This is a genomic window from Negadavirga shengliensis, from assembly GCF_042652345.1.
Classification (GTDB): domain Bacteria; phylum Bacteroidota; class Bacteroidia; order Cytophagales; family Cyclobacteriaceae; genus Negadavirga; species Negadavirga shengliensis.
This window is the reverse complement of the sequence record NZ_JBHSJJ010000011.1, coordinates 110,556-130,353: the sequence shown is the minus strand read 5'-3', so window position 1 is coordinate 130,353 and position 19,798 is coordinate 110,556. Positions and strand designations below refer to the sequence as shown.

General features: G+C 45.4%; 17 protein-coding genes. 12 read left to right on the top strand and 5 right to left on the bottom strand.

Annotated features, from left to right (window positions below):
- The first annotated feature begins 125 nt into the window (after positions 1-125).
- The 10 genes from ACFPFU_RS17970 to ACFPFU_RS17925 all read left to right on the top strand — a co-directional run bounded on the left by ACFPFU_RS17970 (position 126) and on the right by ACFPFU_RS17925 (position 10,053).
- Complete coding sequence (locus tag ACFPFU_RS17970; protein ID WP_377066609.1) at positions 126-989, top strand: glycosyltransferase family 4 protein; 864 nt, start codon at positions 126-128, stop codon at positions 987-989.
- Positions 990-1,037: 48 nt separating this feature from the next.
- The gene (locus ACFPFU_RS17965) at positions 1,038-1,799 is read left to right on the top strand and encodes a class I SAM-dependent methyltransferase (RefSeq protein WP_377066607.1); all 762 of its coding nucleotides are present in this window, start codon (positions 1,038-1,040) and stop codon (positions 1,797-1,799) included.
- A gap of 4 nt (positions 1,800-1,803) precedes the next feature.
- Positions 1,804-2,655 (top strand): glycosyltransferase family 2 protein, encoded by an 852-nt coding sequence (locus ACFPFU_RS17960; RefSeq protein WP_377066605.1) that lies wholly within the window; start codon positions 1,804-1,806, stop codon positions 2,653-2,655.
- The gene (locus tag ACFPFU_RS17955) at positions 2,652-3,539 is read left to right on the top strand and encodes a glycosyltransferase (protein ID WP_377066603.1); all 888 of its coding nucleotides are present in this window, start codon (positions 2,652-2,654) and stop codon (positions 3,537-3,539) included. The genes ACFPFU_RS17960 and ACFPFU_RS17955 overlap by 4 nt, the downstream gene beginning before the upstream one ends.
- Entirely contained in the window at positions 3,461-4,447 is a 987-nt protein-coding gene (locus tag ACFPFU_RS17950; RefSeq protein WP_377066601.1) for a glycosyltransferase family 2 protein, read from the top strand. The genes ACFPFU_RS17955 and ACFPFU_RS17950 overlap by 79 nt, the downstream gene beginning before the upstream one ends.
- Before the next feature lie 10 nt (positions 4,448-4,457).
- Positions 4,458-5,234, top strand: a complete 777-nt coding sequence (locus ACFPFU_RS17945; RefSeq protein WP_377066599.1) for a class I SAM-dependent methyltransferase — start codon at positions 4,458-4,460, stop codon at positions 5,232-5,234.
- Positions 5,231-6,556, top strand: coding sequence for a glycosyltransferase family 4 protein (locus ACFPFU_RS17940; RefSeq protein WP_377066597.1), 1,326 nt, complete (start codon positions 5,231-5,233; stop codon positions 6,554-6,556). Before ACFPFU_RS17945 ends, ACFPFU_RS17940 begins: the two co-directional genes overlap by 4 nt.
- 251 nt (positions 6,557-6,807) lie before the next feature.
- Positions 6,808-7,902 carry a glycosyltransferase gene (locus ACFPFU_RS17935; protein ID WP_377066595.1) on the top strand — a complete coding sequence of 365 codons (1,095 nt, stop codon included), beginning with the start codon at positions 6,808-6,810 and terminating at the stop codon, positions 7,900-7,902.
- Between the two features lie 227 nt (positions 7,903-8,129).
- On the top strand, positions 8,130-8,687 hold the full coding sequence (locus tag ACFPFU_RS17930) for a transposase (RefSeq protein WP_377066593.1): 558 nt from the start codon (positions 8,130-8,132) through the stop codon (positions 8,685-8,687).
- Between the two features lie 157 nt (positions 8,688-8,844).
- Positions 8,845-10,053 (top strand): glycosyltransferase, encoded by a 1,209-nt coding sequence (locus tag ACFPFU_RS17925; protein WP_377066591.1) that lies wholly within the window; start codon positions 8,845-8,847, stop codon positions 10,051-10,053.
- On the opposite strand, the gene ACFPFU_RS17920 is transcribed toward ACFPFU_RS17925, so the two are convergent.
- Complete coding sequence (locus ACFPFU_RS17920) at positions 10,046-11,254, bottom strand: hypothetical protein (RefSeq protein ID WP_377066589.1); 1,209 nt, start codon at positions 11,252-11,254, stop codon at positions 10,046-10,048. The two genes, ACFPFU_RS17925 and ACFPFU_RS17920, sit on opposite strands and share 8 nt — an antisense overlap.
- Before the next feature lie 24 nt (positions 11,255-11,278).
- Between ACFPFU_RS17920 and ACFPFU_RS17915 the strand changes: the two genes are divergently transcribed.
- Entirely contained in the window at positions 11,279-12,268 is a 990-nt protein-coding gene (locus ACFPFU_RS17915; protein ID WP_377066587.1) for a polysaccharide deacetylase family protein, read from the top strand.
- A 973-nt stretch (positions 12,269-13,241) separates the two neighbouring features.
- On the top strand, positions 13,242-13,625 hold the full coding sequence (locus tag ACFPFU_RS17910) for a four helix bundle protein (RefSeq protein WP_377066585.1): 384 nt from the start codon (positions 13,242-13,244) through the stop codon (positions 13,623-13,625).
- A 783-nt stretch (positions 13,626-14,408) separates the two neighbouring features.
- Here the strand turns inward: ACFPFU_RS17910 and ACFPFU_RS17905 are convergent.
- From ACFPFU_RS17905 to ACFPFU_RS17890, 4 genes are all read right to left on the bottom strand, one after another.
- Positions 14,409-16,799, bottom strand: coding sequence for a penicillin acylase family protein (locus ACFPFU_RS17905; RefSeq protein ID WP_377066583.1), 2,391 nt, complete (start codon positions 16,797-16,799; stop codon positions 14,409-14,411).
- Positions 16,800-17,034: 235 nt separating this feature from the next.
- Positions 17,035-17,820, bottom strand: a complete 786-nt coding sequence (surE, locus tag ACFPFU_RS17900) for a 5'/3'-nucleotidase SurE (protein WP_377066581.1) — start codon at positions 17,818-17,820, stop codon at positions 17,035-17,037.
- Entirely contained in the window at positions 17,820-18,464 is a 645-nt protein-coding gene (locus ACFPFU_RS17895; RefSeq protein WP_377066579.1) for a hypothetical protein, read from the bottom strand. The genes surE and ACFPFU_RS17895 overlap by 1 nt, the downstream gene beginning before the upstream one ends.
- Before the next feature lie 77 nt (positions 18,465-18,541).
- Positions 18,542-19,768 carry a bifunctional 3,4-dihydroxy-2-butanone-4-phosphate synthase/GTP cyclohydrolase II gene (locus ACFPFU_RS17890; RefSeq protein ID WP_377066577.1) on the bottom strand — a complete coding sequence of 409 codons (1,227 nt, stop codon included), beginning with the start codon at positions 19,766-19,768 and terminating at the stop codon, positions 18,542-18,544.
- Between the last annotated feature and the right edge of the window lie 30 nt (positions 19,769-19,798).

Sequence of the window (19,798 nt, the reverse complement as noted above, 5' to 3'; positions counted from 1 at the left end):
AATTGGCGTTAAATAACTCTGATTTTTTTCCTTCTTGTTCTTTTTTCTTAATAGAATCTCATGTGTCCCGTTGGACAGAAAGGATTGGTTGGAGTTGGAGGCCGAATCCTAAGGTGAAAAAAAAGATGAATGAGTTTCTTAGAGGGAAGGACTATAGGTGGATAATTGCCCGATATGCATCCGCAGCAAGGGATTTACCTTCGGTTCCTAATTTGATTGTAGATGTAGATGACGAATATCCCGAAGTAATGGCTTCCAAAATACAGGCAGCTAAATCATCCTGGAAAAAGCTACGCTTAACTCAAATTTATTTTTTCAATGTTTTTTATTATCGATCTATTTTAGCTAAATCAAAAATGCGGGTATTTGTTAAATTTAATAACAGATCTGATAGCTATGTTTTGCCAAACATACCTTTTCAATCGGTAATGTTATTCGAAAAAGATGGAGTATATAATCCGGATTCTAAAAAACTTCTTTATATAGGGAAGTTGAGCTATTCTCCGAACACGATGGGGATTGTTTGGTTTCTAAAGAACGTTTGGCCAAAATTGCTCCAATTTGATAGCGTTTTATCCCTTACGATAGTTTCTTCTACATATCCGGAAAGTGAACTGGAACAAATAATCCAGAAAGTGGGGAATGTAAATTTGATGATCAACCCTTCAGAGGTGGAGTCATTGTATGGAAAACATAAATTGGTGGTGAATCCTGTTTTTTCAGGTGGAGGGTCAAATATTAAAGTAAGTGAGGCACTATGGAATCGTAGGAAGGTTATTTCATCCGAATTTGGCATAAGAGGCTTTGAAAAATGGCGAGAAAAAGGAATCATATTAGTTCCTGAGGCAACGAGTCAATGGCCCGAAATTATAAGGAAACAACTTTGTTCTGATAGTTCCAGTGATTCCGAGGATTTCGACCTGTTCCGAGCGGAAAATTCCTGGGAAGCATGGGAGGAAAAACTTAAAAGAATACTTGATGTCTATTGATTTTTAATTAGACCTGGGATGTAAAGGATTTCTGAAAATATATCGAATATGAATATAATAGAGCAGATTTTTGAAAGTAGAAAAGTGGAGAGTCTTAGTGGAGAATGGGTTGATTTGGATTCAAATATTGATAGGAGAGAAGGGGCTGCAATTGAAAGGATACTTTTGGATAATCCGGATTTTAAAAGAACCATTGAAATTGGATTTGCTCAAGGCATCTCTAGCTTATTTATATGTAATGCTTTAAACGGAAGAAATGATCCTTGTCACACGGTTATTGATCCTAATCAAACCTCGCATTGGAAAGGAATAGGGATAAATAATATGAAGAAGCTTGGGTTTGATAATTTCAGGTTATTTGAAGAGGGATCTGAAACCGCTTTGGCTAAGCTTCTCGATTCAGGTGAAACTTTCGATTTCGGGTTGATTGATGGTTGGCATACGTTTGACCATACTTTGCTGGATTTTTTTTATTTAGAGAAATTGGTTCGTGTTGGAGGAATTATTTGCGTAGACGACGTTACGAAGCCAGGTGTGAATAAGGCAATGAGGCATTTCATGACATACCCAAATTTAAGACTTATTGATAGGGTCAGGGTAAATACAAGCTTGAAGGCTAAGTTCAGAGACGGATTTATAAACGGGGCTATAGGAAGTTTGAAATATTTTATACCAAAAAAGTATCACTGGAGAGTGTTCTCATTTAAGTTACTTTTCCCTGATAAAGCCATTGGACTGGACTCTTCCATGGTGTTTTTTGAAAAAACAGATGAAGATAGACGACCATGGAACTGGTTTGAACATTTTTAAATAGATGGGGGGGATCTCAGTAATTATACCGACCTATAATAGGTGTCGAGTATTGTCAACTGCCATTAAGTCAATTCTTAAGCAGTCTGTTGCCGGTTGGGAATTGATCATTGTCGATGATGGAAGTATGGACGGTACCGAGGAACTCATGAAATCCTTACTTCAGGATTCTCGGATACATTACGTTTTTCAGGAAAACCTTGGAGTTTCTGCTGCCCGAAACCGGGGGGCGGAAATGGCGATGGGAAAATGGTTGGTGTTTTTGGATAGTGATGACCAATTGCAGCCCAACGCATTGGAGGATTTTACGACAATTGCTGCGGAAAATCCCAACGCAGACGTTTGGGTAGCAAGCTATTTTCGAAATAAGGAGGGTAGTGTCAGTGAACATTTAGCAAAAGAAGATGCGTATAATGTTACCCTTCCCGGCACCTTTATGATCCGTAAAGCCTTTTTTGAAGACATAGGTGGCTACGATCCCCAATTAAAATATGCGGAGAATACCGAGTTGTTTTATAGGATAGCGCAAGAAAAAGGACGAATCGAGGTGATGGATTCCTTTACCCTGGAATATTTTGACTCTACAACCGGAGGCAGTAAGAATAACAAAAACAAAATTGATTCCCTCCGTTTGATTTTGGCCAAGCATCAGGAAAGTCTAAGCCCTCACGTACGGTTTTTATACTTGCAGATCGTTGGGGTTTCACTGATGCGGGAGGGGCGGTATCGGGAAGCCTCGGATTCCCTCCGGGAGGCGTATAGGGTAAAGCCTTATCAGCTGAAAACCTTGATCCGATGGGGGATTGCGAGGCTTCCTTTTTTGGCCAAACGCTTTTATCCGGTAGTTCAGGCATGAATAATTTTTTCGCGGGTTTTATCATTACCTATCAGCGCCCGGATGTGCTGTTGGAGACCGTCTCCCGGGTGTTTTCGCAGACGGTTCCCCCCGAAAGGCTTTGGATTATCGACAACTCGGAAGATGATCGAACCCAAATCGCCGTTCGGGATTCAAAAGATCCCCGTTTGGAATATGTCCGGGTGGGCTATAATGGAGGGCCGGCTCTGGGAGCCAGGATGGGATTGGAACTGACAGCAAAAGCGGGATACCGATGGATTTACTGGGGAGATGACAATGATCCTCCAGGATACCAAGATACCTTTGAAAAACTGGTAAAGTTGGGAGAAAAGCGCCCCCAATGTGGGGTGTTGGGAGCTGTAGGTCAATATTTTGACCGGAAAAACGGACAGGTCCGGCGGGTGCCAAGCGAGGTTTTGGAACAGGAGGAATATTTGGAAGTAGATTTTGTAGCAGGAGGGATGTCAATGATTGTCAATGCATCCATGGTGGAATCAGGAATTTTACCAGATCCCGGCTTGTTTTTCGGATTTGAAGAATTGGATTTTTGTATAAGGGTGAAGAACAGGGGTTATACCGTTTTGGCCCATTCAGGGCTTTTTTTGGACTTAAGGAAAAAATATAATCGAATAGTTATAGAACAAGTCTCTTATAAAAAAAAGCTGAACCTCAAGCGGGAATACTTTAGCTTTAGAAATTTATTGTATATCGCTGATCGAAATCGCTTGAAACGAATGAAAATACGGCTTATCGGGAAATGGGCGCTGAAATCTATTTATGGGTTTAAGTTTGGGGTGTCTTATGGATGCCTGAACGCAAGAATGATTTTGTTAGCTTTTTATCATTATTTAAGAGGTATAAAGGGCAATCCTGTCAAGCTGTGACACGTCCAAAAATTTCTGTCATAATTCCTGTTTATAATAGGGAACTATTAGTAAGAAATGCTGTTCAAAGTGTTTTGGATCAATCTTTTGTAGACTTTGAGTTGGTAGTTGTAGATGATGCATCAACGGATGAAACAGTGGGTGAAATCTTGTCTTTTCATGATGATAGGATCAGAGTTGTTAGAAAAAATCAGAATGGTGGAAATGCTTCAGCACGCAATATTGGGATTCAAGAGTCAAAGGCTGAATTGATTACTTTTTTGGATAGTGATGATTCTTTTGATAGGGATTTTCTTGAGAAGGTAGTATCAACAGCAGAACAGTTTCCGGATATTTTCTTTTTTTGGGCAGGAGTTCAGTTTGTAAATTCTGAACAGCAATTTCTGAGAAAGGAAACATGGACACCTAAAGGGCGCTTGCCGGGACTTACTTTTTTTGAGGAACTAAGGATTGGAACAAACAATGGACTGACGGTCAGAAGGGCTGTTACTGAAACGGTAGGATTTTTTGATGAAAACCTTAAAGCATCCGTTGACAGAGACTTTCTCTTGAGAATATCACAAAACTTTAAAGGGGATTTGGTCCGAGATGTATTTGTAAATGTACTTATTGGAACTCACGATTCGGTAAGAAAGAACTATTCGGATCAAGCTGAGGCATACAATCATTTGATCAAAAAATATAAATCAATTATATATTCGAAATCCAGATTGAAAGCATGGTGGCTTCACAAGGCTTTATGGCTCAATCTCTATTCAGGAAATAAAATGCAGGCGTTTAATTATCTTAAATCTTTGGGCTTTCCAATTAAATCGTCGATGGTTTTTTCGACTTTCCTGTTGTTACCTAACGAATCAGCAAGAAAGATTCACAAAATGTTTGCAAAAAAAGGTATTTCCAGAAGTTAATTAATACAGTTTGATTCAAAGATACGTAAATAGGTTCATAACCAAAAGCCTGGTAAACGACCAGAGTTTAATGTTAAGGGGTTGGGAAAAATCTGAGGAAGAAATTTTTTTAATTGAAAATTCTCCGGGAGGCTGGTCAATTGATAAAGATCTTTCCGAGGTATTACTTTGTCTGGTCAGAGAGTTTAAGTTATCTTCTATCGTGGAAATAGGAGCGGGTTATTCCACATTGATTTTGAACTATGCTCAATCACGTTTTTCTCCGGATTGTTCGAAGGTTTACTCCATTGAAGAGAATGTGGATTGGTTTAAAGTTCCAGAAAAACTAAAAAGTGTATTAAAAGATTTTTCATTTAATCTGTTGTCCAGTAGGCTTAGATTTAAGTTCGGCTATTTTGGTATATATGCGAAGTACCTTCCTTTGGAAAATATTAGGTTGGATCAGGTTGATATGGTTGTAGTTGATGGCCCTCCGTATTATTTTGGAAGAGAAGGAGGGTTAGATGAACTTTTTGATAAACTAAAACCCAGATCATTAATAATTTTAGATGATGCCGAACGGTATACAGAAAAGTGTGTGATTTTCAAGTGGTTGAAGGTCTATCATGGACTTGAATTAGTTTTTTATGAAGAGAGTTTTGGAACAAAAGGTTTGGCAATTTTAAGAGTGACAAAAGGTTTAAAAAGGAAGTTTTCTGTTTCGGCCTTTATTTTGGGATTCTATCAGGGGATGAAAAGAGTATTGAACTATAGAAATATAAGAAGGAAACAATTGGCGGTAAAATGAATGGAGGCCTAACGAAACTCATTCTTATCCAGGACACCCTCGCCAATGCCGGTGCGGAAAAAAGCCATTTGGAAATCTTTTCCAGATTAGCCGTAGATATAGAAATGGTCTTGGTGTATTTCTATCCAAATCACGACTTAATGGAAGCGTATCAACAAGCAGGTATCCGCACGGTATTTTTCGATATCCGGAAGAAATACGGCTTGTTTTTGGGGGCTCGCCGTCTGATCCGCCTGATCCGGAAGGAAAAACCCGACCTGCTGATCTCCTGTCTCTGGAGGTCAGATATCATCGCCCGCATGGCATCATTTTGGACTGGAGTCCCGCTGGTGGGTACTTTGGTCAACGACAGCTACGGCGAATATGCATGGAAGGAAAAGAAAGGCTTGAAACACAAGCTGGTGTTTTGGTTGGACAGGGCGACTGCTTTTATTCCCGTATATTGGATCGCGAATGCCCGCAGTTTGGCGGAAAGCCATATCAATACTTTGGGGATCGTTCGGGAAAAAGTTTCTGTGGTATATAGAGGTAGATCGGTAAAGAATGTGATCTGTCAACATCCTTCACAGATAAGGAATTTTATCTCCTACGGAAGATTGTTGGAGAGAAAAGGTTTCGGAGATCTAATTAGGGCATTTGATCAGGTGCTGAGAACACAACCAGATTGTACCCTGACGATTTATGGTGAAGGGCCTTTTAAGACCGAACTTGAAGAACTGATATGGAAACTGGGGCTGGAGGAAAAGGTCAGCCTACCAGGAGCGTTCGGGCCGACGCGCTATCCTTGGTCTGTGTCCCCACAGGCCAATCCTATACTCCTACCGACTAATCTACCTTGGTCTGTGTCCTCACAGACCAAGTACATGTCCTCGCAGACCAATAAACAAACAACGCTCCCTCTTCCCTGGTCTGTGTGTCCACAGACCAATCCACAGACCAACCCCGCGTCGTCACAGGCCAATAAACAAACAACCCCTTTAACAAACCCCACCGCCCACTGTTTCCTTTTTCCTTCTTGGTATGAAGGTTTCTCAGGGGCTCTGGTGGAAGCCATGATGGCAGGAATCCCTATAATCGCCTCAGATATCCCTATGAATTTGGAAGCTGTTACCCAGGGCAAAAATGCCCTGGTTTTCCCGGTTAAGAATGTGGAGGCATTGGCCCGGCAAATGATCTATGCTATCGAACACCCCGAAGAAATGGCCAGAATGGGACAGAATGCCCAGGAGGAAGCTGTCCGAAGGTTTGATATCCGAAAGATTGCCAGGAAATATGAGGAGGTGTTGAAGGATGTTTATCATAAGACCACCCGTCTAACTTAACCACCCCAGGTCTGTGTCCTCACAGACCTATGTTCTCACGGACCGGAACATTAATGTATATTTACCTTGGTCTGTGTCTTCACAGACCAGTTACCATGATTTGTGTTCTGTGAAGTGAAGACATAGGGCACGGGGAGTGTTACATGACGTGTCCTGTGAAGACACAGGACACGGGAAGGGTCACATGATGATATATTGCTGCATGTGAGGACACATGCAGCGGGAGTGAAAAGTTATTTAACCGCTATCATTTGAAAATCATCCAGCTTATTCAAAAACCGCAGCGTCGCGGCGCTGAAATATTTGCAGCCCAACTGGCGGAGGAATTGACGAAGAAGGGACATGAAGTCATGGTGGTCAGTATTTTCAAGGGAGACACCGAGCTTCGATTTTTGGACAATCAGGTAGATTTGAATCGTATGCCCAAACAAAGGTTTGTAGACATACGTGCATGGCACAAGTTCTCACAAATTATTAAAGAATTTGAGCCTCACTTGATCCAGGCGAATGCCGCGGATACGCTTAAATTCGCAGTTTTCTCCAAAAAGTTATTTCATTGGAAAACACCTATTGTTTACCGTAATGCAAATCAAATGGGGGATTTTATCCGGGGAAGGTTGCACAGGGCTCTTAACCAATGGCTGCTTAATGCTACCACCGCAGTTGTGTCCGTATCAGAATCGTCTCGCAGGGATTTTCATCACACATTTAAATACCAGAACCGGATATCAAGTATCATTTCGATTGGAATTGCGCCCGGGGAAATAAAGGATAAAATCGCCGAACCGATCCGAATCACCGGCTTACCTGAAAATTATCTTATCCAAATAGGGAGTTTGGTGCCTGAAAAAGACCCCTTGGGTTTGCTGGATCTTTTTTCCAAGATAATGAAAGAATTTTCTGATTTAAATCTCTTGTTTGTCGGATCGGGTCCCTTGGAGTTCCAGTTAAAAGTGGCTATTCGGAAAAAGGGGCTTGAAAACCAGGTGAAATTAGTTCCAAATCAGACAAATATATTTCCGGTCTTGGCCCGGGCAAAAGGCCTGCTTGTGCACTCTAGAATAGAAGGACTACCAGGGGTTATTTTGGAAGCCATGTATTGCCGCGTTCCTGTGGTGGCTTATGACGTAGGAGGGATAGGAGAGGTGTTGATTCACAAACAAACCGGATGGCTTGTTCCAAAAAATGATCAGTTCGAATTTATTCAAGCCATTAGGGAAATTTTGCAATCCACTCCAAATCAATTAGATGCTATCACTTCCCATGCGAGGTTTCTGGTCGAAAAGCACTACCACCTTAATACCATTGTCCAACGTTTTGAAGAACTGTATGAGAAAGTGATTTGAAATAGAGGCAAAAAATGTTCTTTTCATTCCCCTCCCCAGGTCTGTGTCCCCACAGACCTGTATGTATGTCCCCACAGACCAAATATTCAATCAACCGTATGAGTGTCCTGTGGAGACACAGGCCATGGTGATATATTGTGGCCTGTGTCTCCACAGGACACGGGAGGAAAAGATTTTGATCGTAAATTGTTATCTTTAACTTTTACAGTACTTTTAAATGTTAATATATGGGTTTACCGGAGAAAGCCCGTCGTAATTCAAGGATGGAATACGACCAGGTTTACTTTTGGACGGATACCGTTGTAGGTTGGAAAAGGCTACTCTATAAGAACAAGTATAAAGAGATTATTCTCTCTTCTTGGGGTGAACTGGTGTCAAGGGGGATGATTGCCGTGTACGGTTTTGTCATCATGCCCAATCACCTTCACGTAGTTTGGGAGATGAAGGAACCCAATGGCAAGGAAATGCCACACGCCAGTTTCAATAAATTCACCAGTCATTTGATAACGGGGGATATTAAAACCAATCATCCCAGAACATTTTCGGCGTTGAGGGTGAATGAACCGGACCGGAAAGTCAGGTTATGGCAGCGTGACCCTTTGGCGATCTTGATGGATGCAAGATGGAAAGTGGAGCAGAAACTGAAATACCTGCACGATAATCCCTTACAGAAGCATTGGAATTTGGCCAACCGTCCTGAAAGCTACCAATGGTCTTCATCCGCATTTTATGGGACAGGTGTGGATAAATTTGGTTTTTTGACACATTACATGGACCGCTTTTGAATCCGAATCCATGGTCTGTGTCCCCACAGACCAGTTAACGCGCATTATGTGTCCTGTGGAGACACAGGACACGGACACGGAGTTTTCGTTCGATTCCCCATTCCCCGTTCCCTTCATCCCAAACCTAAACCCCACCACCATGACAACCCCGACAACCATGACAACCCTAAAAACCGGCAACTCCAACAACTACCCCAACCACCCCACCATAATGCCCAAAAATAAAACCCGCATATTACACTTAATCAAATCCCTGGGCAGGGGAGGGGCGGAGAAGTTGCTTCCCGAGACCGCAGCGTTGCATAGCGATGGCTTTGAGTTTTTCTGCATGTATTTCTATCACAGGGAAAGCAATGTGGTGGGGGAACTGGAAGCGGCCGGGGTGCATGTGGTATATGTCCCCTCCGGCAATCTTGGGCTTTTATGGCAAGTGAAGAAGGTGAAGGAATTTATCTTGCAGCATGATATTGACCTGGTTCACAGCCACCTTCCCTGGGCGGGCATTTTGGGGAGACTGGTCAGAAGAAAAACAGGCATCCCCTTGATATATACTGAACACAATACCTGGGAACGGTACAACAGGATTTCCTACTGGGGCAACAGACTCACGTTTAAACTGCAGGACGCTGCCGTTTTTGTTTCCAACGAGGTGGCTTTGTCCACGCGTCTCAATCTGTTTTTTGCCCCCTTGACCGTGCCGCCTCCCTTGCTGCTGAAAACCATTCCCAACGGAGTGAATACGGAAAAGTTCAAAAAAGATCTAATGGCCCGGACCAGGGTGCGGCGGGAACTGGGCATTGCTGAACAGGCCATTGTGGTGGGGAAAGTGGCGGTGTTCCGGTCCCAAAAGCGGCTTTGGCTTTGGGTGGAACAGGCTTTGGAGATACTTCGGCATCATCCAGAAACCCATTTCCTCCTTGTGGGGGAGGGGGAGTGGAAGCAAAGGATAGAAAGGCAGATCGAAGATTCCGGACAGGCTGCCCGTTTTCACCTCATCGGGATGCAAAGGGAGATTGTCCCGTTTCTTTCTGCCATGGATATTTACATGAGCTCATCCGCTTATGAGGGCTTGCCGGTGGCCATGCTGGAAGCAATGTCCTGTGGCCTGCCTGTGGTGGCGACCAGGGCCGGAGGCATAGGGGAGGTCGTCAGGCATGGAATGGAAGGATACCTCTGTGAGATAGAAAACCATCGGGAATTGGCGCCATTGGTTTTGGATCTTGTCCGGGATAAGGAAAAACGCCGGGCATTTGGCGAAGCCTCCAGAAAAAGGGTGGAGGTGCATTTTAGCCTGGAAAAAATGGTGCAGGCCATAGAGGGGCTTTATGGTCAGGTGTTGGAGCGTAAAGGGGTGGCGGTCAAATAGACTTGAGCTTTTCCTTTTTGACCTGAAGGCGGCGGACTTTCACGAGGTACTGTTTATAGGCTTCTACTTTTTTCCAGTCCAGAAATGCCAACACCACAAACAGCATAAAATACATGATCTGGCTTTTTTGCCGGATGATGATGCCCAGGTTGGACATCATATAGGTCATGGAAATGGACACGGAAACAAAAACAAGCCCGGCCATTTTAACCATGGCCGGTGCTATCACAATGTACCGTAGGAAATCCTTTCGGAATAGCGTCAGAAACAGGAACAGATACAGCACATTTTCAAAGGAGACGGCCAGCCCAAGCACATTGGGAGAGTCGACAAACAGCGGCCGGAACCAGAATGTGAACAGCTTCATGGGAAGGCTATAGCCGCCCATATTTACGCCGGATCCGGCTGAGTACTGTAGCTCGCGGGCGATATGTACGTTTTGGTCCTCAAAAGATTCGATGAAGTTCTCAGGGTCATAGCCGAGGTAATTGATCACGTCACTGTAGAGGTAGAAACTCAACACGATGCCCACTGCGGCAACCAGGTATTTCTTGTACAGGGCGGTTTTTTCCCGGCCCAGAACGTAGCCGACACCCATCCCCAGCAGGATGGCAATAAGGATATGGGGCCTCACCATATAGATGAAAAATCCACCGGCTGCCAGTGCGGCCCACCTTTTGGAAGGAGCGGAGAGGCCGTACATGAACATGCCGATGCCAAAAAAGATGACAGCGCCTTTCCCGATGGATGCGGTCCAGAAATGCATGTTAGGCAAAAAAAGGATGAGGGGGAGCAGATCATAGCCAAACAGCCTTGGGGTGGTCCTGAGCTGTTCCTTAAAGAAAACATAAAAGCACACAAATCCCCAGAAGCCCATCCAGGTAAAAACCACCATACTCATCTCGAAATTAAAAAACAGAAAATTGGCCCAGGGATAGGCAAGCCATTCTATAAAACCGGTTCCTGTAAAAAAAGCATCGTGCCAGGAACCCCAGTGATTGGAGGCCATCTGGTAATATCGAATGGCATCGGAGCGGTTGAACAGCGTATAGGTATAATACACCAAACCAAAAAACATATGGTACCAAAACAGGTTCCGGATCAGCTTGACCTGAATCTTTTTGTTTTTCGCAGCCAGCTTGTTGATAATAGGCTGACTGGCCACAAATAGACAGCATACCAGAATGAGTGCACCAATCATGGCGAAAGATAAATAAATCCATACATGGAAACCAGTTTAGGCGATAAGAACAATGGAATTTTGACCATCAGCCTGGATTTTGAGCTGCTTTGGGGGCTTTTTGATAAAATTGGGGGCAGGGTAGACCGGGATTATTTTAGACGTACCAGAACCCTGATCCCGGGTTTGCTGGAACTTTTTCAGGCGTATGGTGTCGAGGTCACCTGGGCCACGGTGGGTATGCTTTTTGCCGATAATGAAGAAGAATGGAGGGCTTTTCAGCCGGAAATCTTACCGACCTACAGGGACGAAAAACTTTCTGCATACCATTGGGCTGGGAAATTTGGCTTGGATCCAGACTTGCACTTTGCTCCGGACCTGATCCGGCAGGTCATGGACTGTCCCGGCCAGGAAATCGGCAGCCATACTTTCGCCCACTACTACACGCTTTCTCCCGGTCAGTCTCCCGAGCAGTTCCGGGCAGATCTACAGGCCAGCCAGCACATTGCAAAAAGCAAATTCGGGATTTCCCTTGCCTCGTTGGTCTTTCCCCGAAACCATATCAACTTTCAGTACCTGGATATCTGTCTTGAGGAAGGTTTTTCGCAGGTTCGCGGTAATCCTGCCGACTGGTATTGGCAGGAGAACCAGCACGAAGGATGGGCAAAGAAGATTTTTCGCACCGCAGACTGCCTTGTGCCTTTGGGAAAGGACAAAACCTACGGTGGAAGCCAGGTTTACCAATATCGGGAAGGATTGTGGGTACTGCCTGCTTCGCGCTTTTTGAGGCCCATAAAATCCAGGAGTCCGATCAGCAACAGCCTTAAAGCGCATAGAATCAAAAGTGAAATGTCAGAGGCGGCCCAAAAAGGCAGGATATATCATCTTTGGTGGCATCCCCATAATTTTGCATTGACTCCCGAGGATTCCTTCCGGGAGCTGGAAACCTTGTTGCGCCATTACAAAAAGCTTCAGGAAGAATATGGAATGGCATCCCTTTCCATGAAAAATCTGGGACTAAGGTTGGGGGGGTAGGTTTTTTTCGTCGCATTTTCATCCGATTCCCTGTTCCCCGTTCCCTGTTCCCTATTTCCTGAATACTGCGTGAAAAGTGAATAGGGAAAAGAGAACAGGAGTTTTTCACCCGATTCCCTGTTCCCCGTTCCCTGTTCCCTATTTCCTGAATACTGCGTGAAAAGTGAATAGGGAAAAGAGAACAGGAAGTTTCCACCCGATTCCCTGTTTCCCGTTCCCTGTTCCCCATTTCCTGAACACTCCGCGAACGGTGAATAGTAAAAAGCGAATGGAAGGTTCACCCGATTCCCTGTTCCCTGTTCCCCATTTCCTGATTACTCCGTGAATAGTGAATAGGGAAAAGAGAACAGGAAGTTTTCAACCGATTCCCTGTTCCCTTGTTCCCCCGTTCCCTGTTCCCCATTTCCTGAACACTCCGCGAACGGTGAATAGTAAAAAGCGAATGGAAGGTTCACCCGATTCCCTGTTCCCGGTTCCCTATTTCCTGATTACTCCGTGAATAGGGAATAGGGAAAAGAGAACAGGAAGTTTCCAACCGATTCCCGATTCCCTGTTCTCTGTTCCCTTTTTCGGTGAATAGTTTAATAGTAAAAAGCGAATGGAAGGTTCACCCGATTCCCTGTTCCCGGTTCCCCATTTCCTGAACACTCCGCGAATAGGGAATAGGGAAAAGAGAACAGGAAGTTTCCGCCCGATTCCCGATTCCCTGTTCTCTGTTCCCTTTTTCGGTGAATAGTTTAATAGTAAAAAGCGAATGGAAGGTTCACCCGATTCCCTGTTCCCGGTTCCCTATTTCCTGAATACTCCGTGAATAGGGAATAGGGAAAAGAGAACAGGAAGTTTTCAACCGATTCCCTATTCCCTGTTCTCTGTTCCCTTTTTCGGTGAATAGTTTAATAGGAAAAAGCGAATGGAAGTTTGTCACCCGATTTCCTGTTTCCTGTTCCCTATTCCCGGATAAAACTAAATTGGTATGGATAAAACAGAAACTTTTGAAGATTTGAAATGTTGGCAAGCGGCCTATGGTTTAAAGCGGAGGCTTTGGAACGAGGTCATTAAGGCTATGCCTAAACAAGAAAGATTTGAACTGTACTCCCAAATACTAAGGGCGGCAAGATCCGCTACTTCTAATATAGCTGAGGGATGGGGTAGGTTTCATTTTTTGGACAGCAGAAGGTTTTACTATAACAGTAGAGGCTCTCTTTCGGAAATATTGGATCACCTTATTGAAGCTAGAGACCTTGAATATATTTCTGAAGAAAGTTATCAGTCTCTGCGCCTTGATACGATAAGAGCGATAAAAATTCTCAACGGCTACATCAGGTATCTTAAGAAAGAGGCGGAAGGAAGTGAATAGGGAATAGGAGGTTTTCGCCCGATTTCCTGTTCCCTTGTTCCCCCGTTCCCTGTTCCCCATTTCCTGAACACTCCGCGAACGGTGAATAGTAAAAAGCGAATGGAAGGTTCACCCGATTCCCTGTTCCCGGTTCCCTATTTCCTGAATACTCCGTGAATAGGGAATAGGGAAAAGAGAACAGGAAGTTTCCAACCGATTCCCGATTCCCTGTTCTCTGTTCCCTTTTTCGGTGAATAGTTTAATAGGAAAAAGCGAATGGAAGTTTGTCACCCGATTCCCTGTTCCCTTGTTCCCCCGTTCCCGGTTCCCTATTTCCTGATTACTCCGTGAAAAGTGAATAGGGAAAAGAGAACAGGAAGTTTCCGCCCGTGTTCCCGATTCCCTGTTCTCTGTTCCCTTTTTCGGTGAATAGTTTAATAGGAAAAAGCGAATGGAAGTTTGTCACCCGATTCCCTGTTCCCGGTTCCCTATTTCCTGAATACTCCGTGAAAAGTGAATAGGGAAAAGAGAACAGGAAGTTTTCAACCGATTCCCTGTTCCCTGTTCTCTGTTCCCTTTTTCGGTGAATAGTTTAATAGTAAAAAGCGAATGGAAGGTTCACCCGATTCCCTGTTCCCTATTTCCTGATTACTCCGTGAAAAGTGAATAGGGAAAAGAGAACAGGAAGTTTCCGCCCTGTTCCCGATTCCCTGTTCCCCGTTCCCTGTTCTCTATTTCCTGAATACTCCGTGAAAAGTGAATGGAAGTTTCCGCCCGACTCCCTGTTCCCGATCCCCATCCCCCCTATTTTTTCACAAACCGCAACACCCTTTCTGTACTTCTTTCAATAGCCGCTTTGTTCATGAGCTGGGGACGGTAGCGGCCTTGGGTGTAGTGTTTCGCCTGGTCCCGGTAGAAGGGGCTGAAGAGGTTGCCGCTTTGGCCGGTAGGAAGGATGCCTTCGGCATTTTCCACGTGGGCGAAATCCAGTATATTGCGCAGGGCCGGGCCGGCTTTTACCGCATACCTTCCTTCTTTATTTATCAGGAAAGACAACTTGTTTATGGATTCTTCATTGGCCGGAACGGGACCTGCCTTGACATTGAAAATTTTATCCAGCGGTTTTTTAGCTCCCAAAGCATGGGGATGTTCCAGGTAGGTGGCTTTTCCCCATTGCCACTGCCTGCTGTCTTTCCCCCACTGATCCGTCAGTTCCTGCAACGCCGTTTCCAGGGACCGCTTTACGATGTCATCCCGGTTTTCTTTGGTTTCCGTATGGATATTGTTCCACCAAGGCGAAGATGCTGCTCTTAAGAGGGAATGGGTACTGCGGATGTAAAGGAACGTATTGAGGTATTTTTGAAACCATTCTTCGCCTAACTCATCCGCCATCATGCCATGCAGGGTGTGGTAGAGCCATTTGTAATACAGGGTAGGGGCGGTCTCCCCGATGGCATGACTGCCGGTCCAGTTGGTAAGCGCGTCGAGGATGGGCTGAAAATCCGGGTGGGCTCCTTTATCGATGCAGCCCAGGAGGATTTGGGCATTTTCGGGAAGCTGGTCATTGATGGTTTCCAGCTGCAGCGCCTTTATTTTTTCGGCATCCCAGCCGGTGCCTGACTGAATGGCCTTGGCAATACGGCGGTATCTTTCCCCCGGATAATAATAACCGGGATAGAATATCCCGTTGGGAAGGGTGTCCGGCTGGTTGTTGGCGGAAGCTATGAAGCCGGAGGGTGGGTTGATGCTCATGGGGTTTTCCTCAAAAGGGATCCACCCTATGGGCTCATTGGCCGGGTTGCTGCCGTCAATGAACATTTTGCTGTGTACACCTTCCGGCCTTATGGGAAGTTTGGCCGCGGCCCACCAGGCGATATTGCCTGTCTTGTCGCCATACATGATGTTGAGGCCGGGCGCATGGATCAACCTGACGGCCTCCTCGGCATCATGGATATTCCCGGAGTGGTTCAGTTTCCAAAGGGCCTCCAAAGCCCTTGTCGGTTCCTGGAGGTAAACCCACCACGAAGCCACGGGAAGATGGGTGATTTCGTTGATTTCAGGCACAACCTTATTGATAAGCGGCCCATGGGCAGAGACTTCGGTGGCCCAGATGTCCGGATCGCTGTTTTTAACCTGAATGGTATCGACGTGAACAATGATCGGGAGTGAGCCATTGCCATAAAGGGTGCTTTGAGGGTTTTCGGGATTTCTCCTTTCTTCATAGAAATCATGGTCGTCATTTTCAAACATGGTGAGACCGATGCTGTGATCGCGGCTGTGTCCCACCAGGCCGAAGGGAAAACCTCCCAGGTGATATCCATAATAGCTGTATCCGGGGTATTCCAGGTGGGCTTCGTACCAGACGGACGGTTGGGAAAAGCCGATGTGGGTGTCATTACAGAAAAGTACGGAACCTGAGGCTGTTTTTTCAGGCCCGATCACCCAGCCATTGCTGCCCTGCAGCAGCGCAACTGGCAGTCCTTCCAGGCGTTCGCTCAATGTTTTGCCGATAATCCGGCTGTTTTTATCCCGTTCAGGGTGGTGATTGGGAACGACATGGTGCTCAGGGAGGGTATGGATGGACAGGTGCTTGGCGTAATCAGGGCCCAGTTCCCGCTGGATTTTGGTAACCAAGGGGTCGGTCTTGAGGCCCATAGCAAAGGTAAAAGCCATATACCCCACTATGTTGTGCATGTCGTTGATGGTAAATGGCTCTGGGTTGATACCCAGAAGCGTATACTCCGGGGGGAGCTTGCCTTCTTCTATAAAATGGTTGACACCGTTTAGATAAGCCTCAGCCGCAGATTTCCATTCGGAAGAGCCATCCTCCTGCAAGGTCCTGGTACTCCAGTCCGCATGCCGGCCAATGCCAAGCGTGCGGAAGAGACGGTCGGTCTCCAATAGGTCTTCCCCCAGAATTTCTGCCAGCCTGCCAGAACCTACCCGTCGGAGAAGGTCCATCTGGAAAAGCCGGTCCTGGGCATGGACATAACCCAGCGTCAAATAGGCGTCTTCCGCTGATTCTGCATAGATATGTGGGATGCCAAAGTCATCAAAAAACACTTCAGCACTGTTTTCCAGATTTTTCACGAGGATTTCACCGGAATAGACAGGCTTGTACCGGTAAACCAGCCAGGTGTACGCAACGGCGGTTAAAAGCATTAATGTCAACAGAATGATCAATAACCTTTTCATAAAAACAGCCATTTGCGGTCTGAACATGAATCCTGGTGACGGATTGGTGTTGACCTTTTTTCCCTATATCCTTATATATCCATTTTTAAATGTATTTTATCAGACCGGCAGTGTGTTTTGACAACTGTTTTCTGCATCATGTTACCCCGGTATTTTCTATCGTTTTTGGACTTAGGTATAATTTTTCCGCAATTTTCTTTGTAGTATACTCTTGGGTGATCAGATTAGGTATTCTTCATGATTTTAACCTTTCCCAGTCCCAGTCATTGTTGATTTGAGAGATGGCGTGATGGGCCGTCATGTCAAACTGGCAAGGAACAACCGCCACGTAGTTATTGGCTATTGCCCACTCATCATTGTCTTCGCCTTTGTCAAAATTCACAAAATTACCGGCCAACCAAAAGTATTTCCTGCCATTTGGATCATAACGCTCTTCAAAATCTTCCTGCCATTTGGCGCGTGCCTGCCGGCATATTTTGATGCCTTTGAGGGCTTCATTTCTTTTAGGAGGAAAGTTTACATTCAAGGCCACGCCTTTTGGAATGCCGTGTTGCAGCACCTGTTCGGCAATTTGGTATACATAATCCTCTACATGTGAAAAATCAGCCTTGGAGCTGTAGTCGCAGAGACTGAAGCCGATGGAAGGGTATCCTTCTATCGCCCCTTCAATGGCGGCGGACATGGTGCCGGAGTACAGTACGCTGATGGAGGTGTTGCTTCCATGATTGACGCCGCTCACCACCAGATCAGGTTTGCGGTCTTTCAATACATAGTGTTTGGCCAATTTGACACAGTCGGCGGGTGTGCCGCTTGATTTATAGGCCATGACATCCCGAAAAATTTCCTCTTCGTCCAGCCGGAGGGTATTGCCTATCGTGATGGCATGGCCCATTCCGGATTGTGGGCTATCCGGGGCCACCACAATGACCTCACCCAGTTGTTTCATGATATCTACTAAAATTCTGATTCCACGGGAAGTTATTCCGTCGTCATTCGAAACTAAAATAAGGGGTTTTGACATTAAGAATTTTGTTTTAACTGATTGTAGTAAGCTGTAATGCGTAGCAGATCACCCCGTCTGTCATGGGAGAGTCTGTTTTTGCGCATATAGAGCCGGACTTCTGCGGATTTGTCGTCCATGAAGTTGAAAAGTTCTCTTTTCTTTTGGCTGTATTTCTGGATTTCCCGGTCGGTGAGGAAATAAAACTCAAAAGCCAGTCTGTTTTGTCCCATCATGGGAGGCCCCCACATCGGGTTCATATACATGCCTCTCATCCCCATGTTGTTCCAGCCCCTGTTGTCCACGGTGATGTATTCCCTACAGAGGAGGGTAATGTCTTCCCCTTCGGTCAACAGTTCGAAAAAAATCGGGACCTTGTAATCGGAGTTCATGGCATAGGGCAGGCTGTAGAAAATCCTGATTCCTCCATAATATTCATCGAAAATCTCAAAATGGCTGATGGATGCAGCACTGAACGTTTCTATGGTTTTGTTCTGTAGCTGGACGATGTTGGTTTCCAGATCATATTTGACTTTTCCTTCATGTACCTCACCAGAGGTTAAAAAAACCTTTCCATTGTGCCATATTTGGGAAGGAAAGTCCTGAGAATGAGCCGTCCATGTAAGGAATAAAGAAATCAAGATGAAATATATTGATTTTTTCATGGCTTAATTTTATTAGTTCCTTATCATAGTACGTAAAAAATATCCCGAATGTTGAAGTGCTGCCATATGGAAATCAATTATTTATTGCCCTTTTTTAAGATATGATGTCCCATCTTGTCTCGCTTGGTGAGCAAATATTTTTCATTGTGGGGATTGGAAGTGATTTCCAAAGGTACCGTATCCACTATTTCCAGCCCATAACCCGCCAACCCCACTCTTTTTGTGGGGTTGTTGGTGATCAATCTGATTTTTGAAATACCAAGGTCTCTTAAAATCTGCGCGCCCACTCCATAGTCCCTTTTGTCCATGGGAAATCCCAAAGCGAGATTGGCCTGGACGGTATCCATGCCTTCCTCCTGGAGTTTATAAGCCTTGAGTTTGTTGATCAGCCCGATGCCGCGTCCTTCCTGGTTCATATACAGCACTACTCCTTTGCCGGCTTCTTCCACCAATTTCATCGCCTGATGCAGTTGAGGCCCACAGTCACAGCGGCAGGAGCCGAAGATATCCCCTGTAATACAGGAGGAGTGCACGCGAACCATCACGGGCTCATCTTCTTCCCATTTGCCTTTGATAAGGGCCATGTGGATCTCCATCGTGTTGGTCTGCTTGTAGGCGATCAGTTCGAAATTGCCCCATTCCGTCGGCATATCCACACCGATTTCCCTTTTGATCAGGGATTCATTCCGCAGCCGGTAAGCGATGAGATCTTTTATGGAAATCAGTTTCAGGTTGAATTTTTTGGCCACTTCGACCAGGTCCGTCAGCCGGGCCATGGTGCCATCCTCATTCATGATTTCCACCAGCACGCCAGCCGGGTATAACCCTGCTAACCGGGCCAGGTCAATGGCTGCTTCGGTATGCCCCGCTCTTCGGAGCACCCCCCCTCTTTTGGCTTTCAGGGGGAATATATGGCCGGGTTTCCCCAGTTCATCGGCTCTGATATCGGGATCAATGAGTGCCTTGATGGTTTTGGCCCTGTCGCTGGCAGAAATGCCGGTGGTACAGCCATGCCCGATCAAGTCCACAGACACCGTGAAAGGTGTTTCAAAGGCTGCGGTGTTGGTGCCTACCATCAGTTCGAGGCCCAGTTCCTCACAGCGGTCTTCTATCAGCGGAGCACATATCAATCCTCTCCCATGAGTGGCCATGAAGTTAATGATTTCAGGAGTGACTTTTTCTGCAGCGCATATGAAATCACCTTCGTTTTCCCGGTCTTCATCATCCACCACAATGACAATTTCCCCGTTTTTAATAGCCTCAATGGCTTCTTCTATATCATTTAGTTTGATAGCTTCCGTCATTTTATTTCGTCAGATTCCTGAAAATATCAG

What these genes read in the sequence shown, in the direction of transcription:
- ACFPFU_RS17940 (WP_377066597.1), top strand. Translation starts at nt 5,231, where the DNA reads ATGAATGGAGGCCTAACGAAACTCATTCTTATCCAGGACACCCTCGCC.
- ACFPFU_RS17910 (WP_377066585.1), top strand. Translation starts at nt 13,242, where the DNA reads ATGGATAAAACAGAAACTTTTGAAGATTTGAAATGTTGGCAAGCGGCC.
- surE (WP_377066581.1), bottom strand. Translation starts at nt 17,820, where the DNA reads ATGTCAAAACCCCTTATTTTAGTTTCGAATGACGACGGAATAACTTCC.
- ACFPFU_RS17895 (WP_377066579.1), bottom strand. Translation starts at nt 18,464, where the DNA reads ATGAAAAAATCAATATATTTCATCTTGATTTCTTTATTCCTTACATGG.
- ACFPFU_RS17930 (WP_377066593.1), top strand. Translation starts at nt 8,130, where the DNA reads ATGGGTTTACCGGAGAAAGCCCGTCGTAATTCAAGGATGGAATACGAC.
- ACFPFU_RS17950 (WP_377066601.1), top strand. Translation starts at nt 3,461, where the DNA reads ATGCCTGAACGCAAGAATGATTTTGTTAGCTTTTTATCATTATTTAAG.
- ACFPFU_RS17925 (WP_377066591.1), top strand. Translation starts at nt 8,845, where the DNA reads ATGACAACCCTAAAAACCGGCAACTCCAACAACTACCCCAACCACCCC.
- ACFPFU_RS17955 (WP_377066603.1), top strand. Translation starts at nt 2,652, where the DNA reads ATGAATAATTTTTTCGCGGGTTTTATCATTACCTATCAGCGCCCGGAT.
- ACFPFU_RS17890 (WP_377066577.1), bottom strand. Translation starts at nt 19,768, where the DNA reads ATGACGGAAGCTATCAAACTAAATGATATAGAAGAAGCCATTGAGGCT.
- ACFPFU_RS17920 (WP_377066589.1), bottom strand. Translation starts at nt 11,254, where the DNA reads ATGATTGGTGCACTCATTCTGGTATGCTGTCTATTTGTGGCCAGTCAG.
- ACFPFU_RS17905 (WP_377066583.1), bottom strand. Translation starts at nt 16,799, where the DNA reads ATGAAAAGGTTATTGATCATTCTGTTGACATTAATGCTTTTAACCGCC.
- ACFPFU_RS17915 (WP_377066587.1), top strand. Translation starts at nt 11,279, where the DNA reads ATGGAAACCAGTTTAGGCGATAAGAACAATGGAATTTTGACCATCAGC.
- ACFPFU_RS17965 (WP_377066607.1), top strand. Translation starts at nt 1,038, where the DNA reads ATGAATATAATAGAGCAGATTTTTGAAAGTAGAAAAGTGGAGAGTCTT.
- ACFPFU_RS17970 (WP_377066609.1), top strand. Translation starts at nt 126, where the DNA reads ATGAATGAGTTTCTTAGAGGGAAGGACTATAGGTGGATAATTGCCCGA.
- ACFPFU_RS17960 (WP_377066605.1), top strand. Translation starts at nt 1,804, where the DNA reads ATGGGGGGGATCTCAGTAATTATACCGACCTATAATAGGTGTCGAGTA.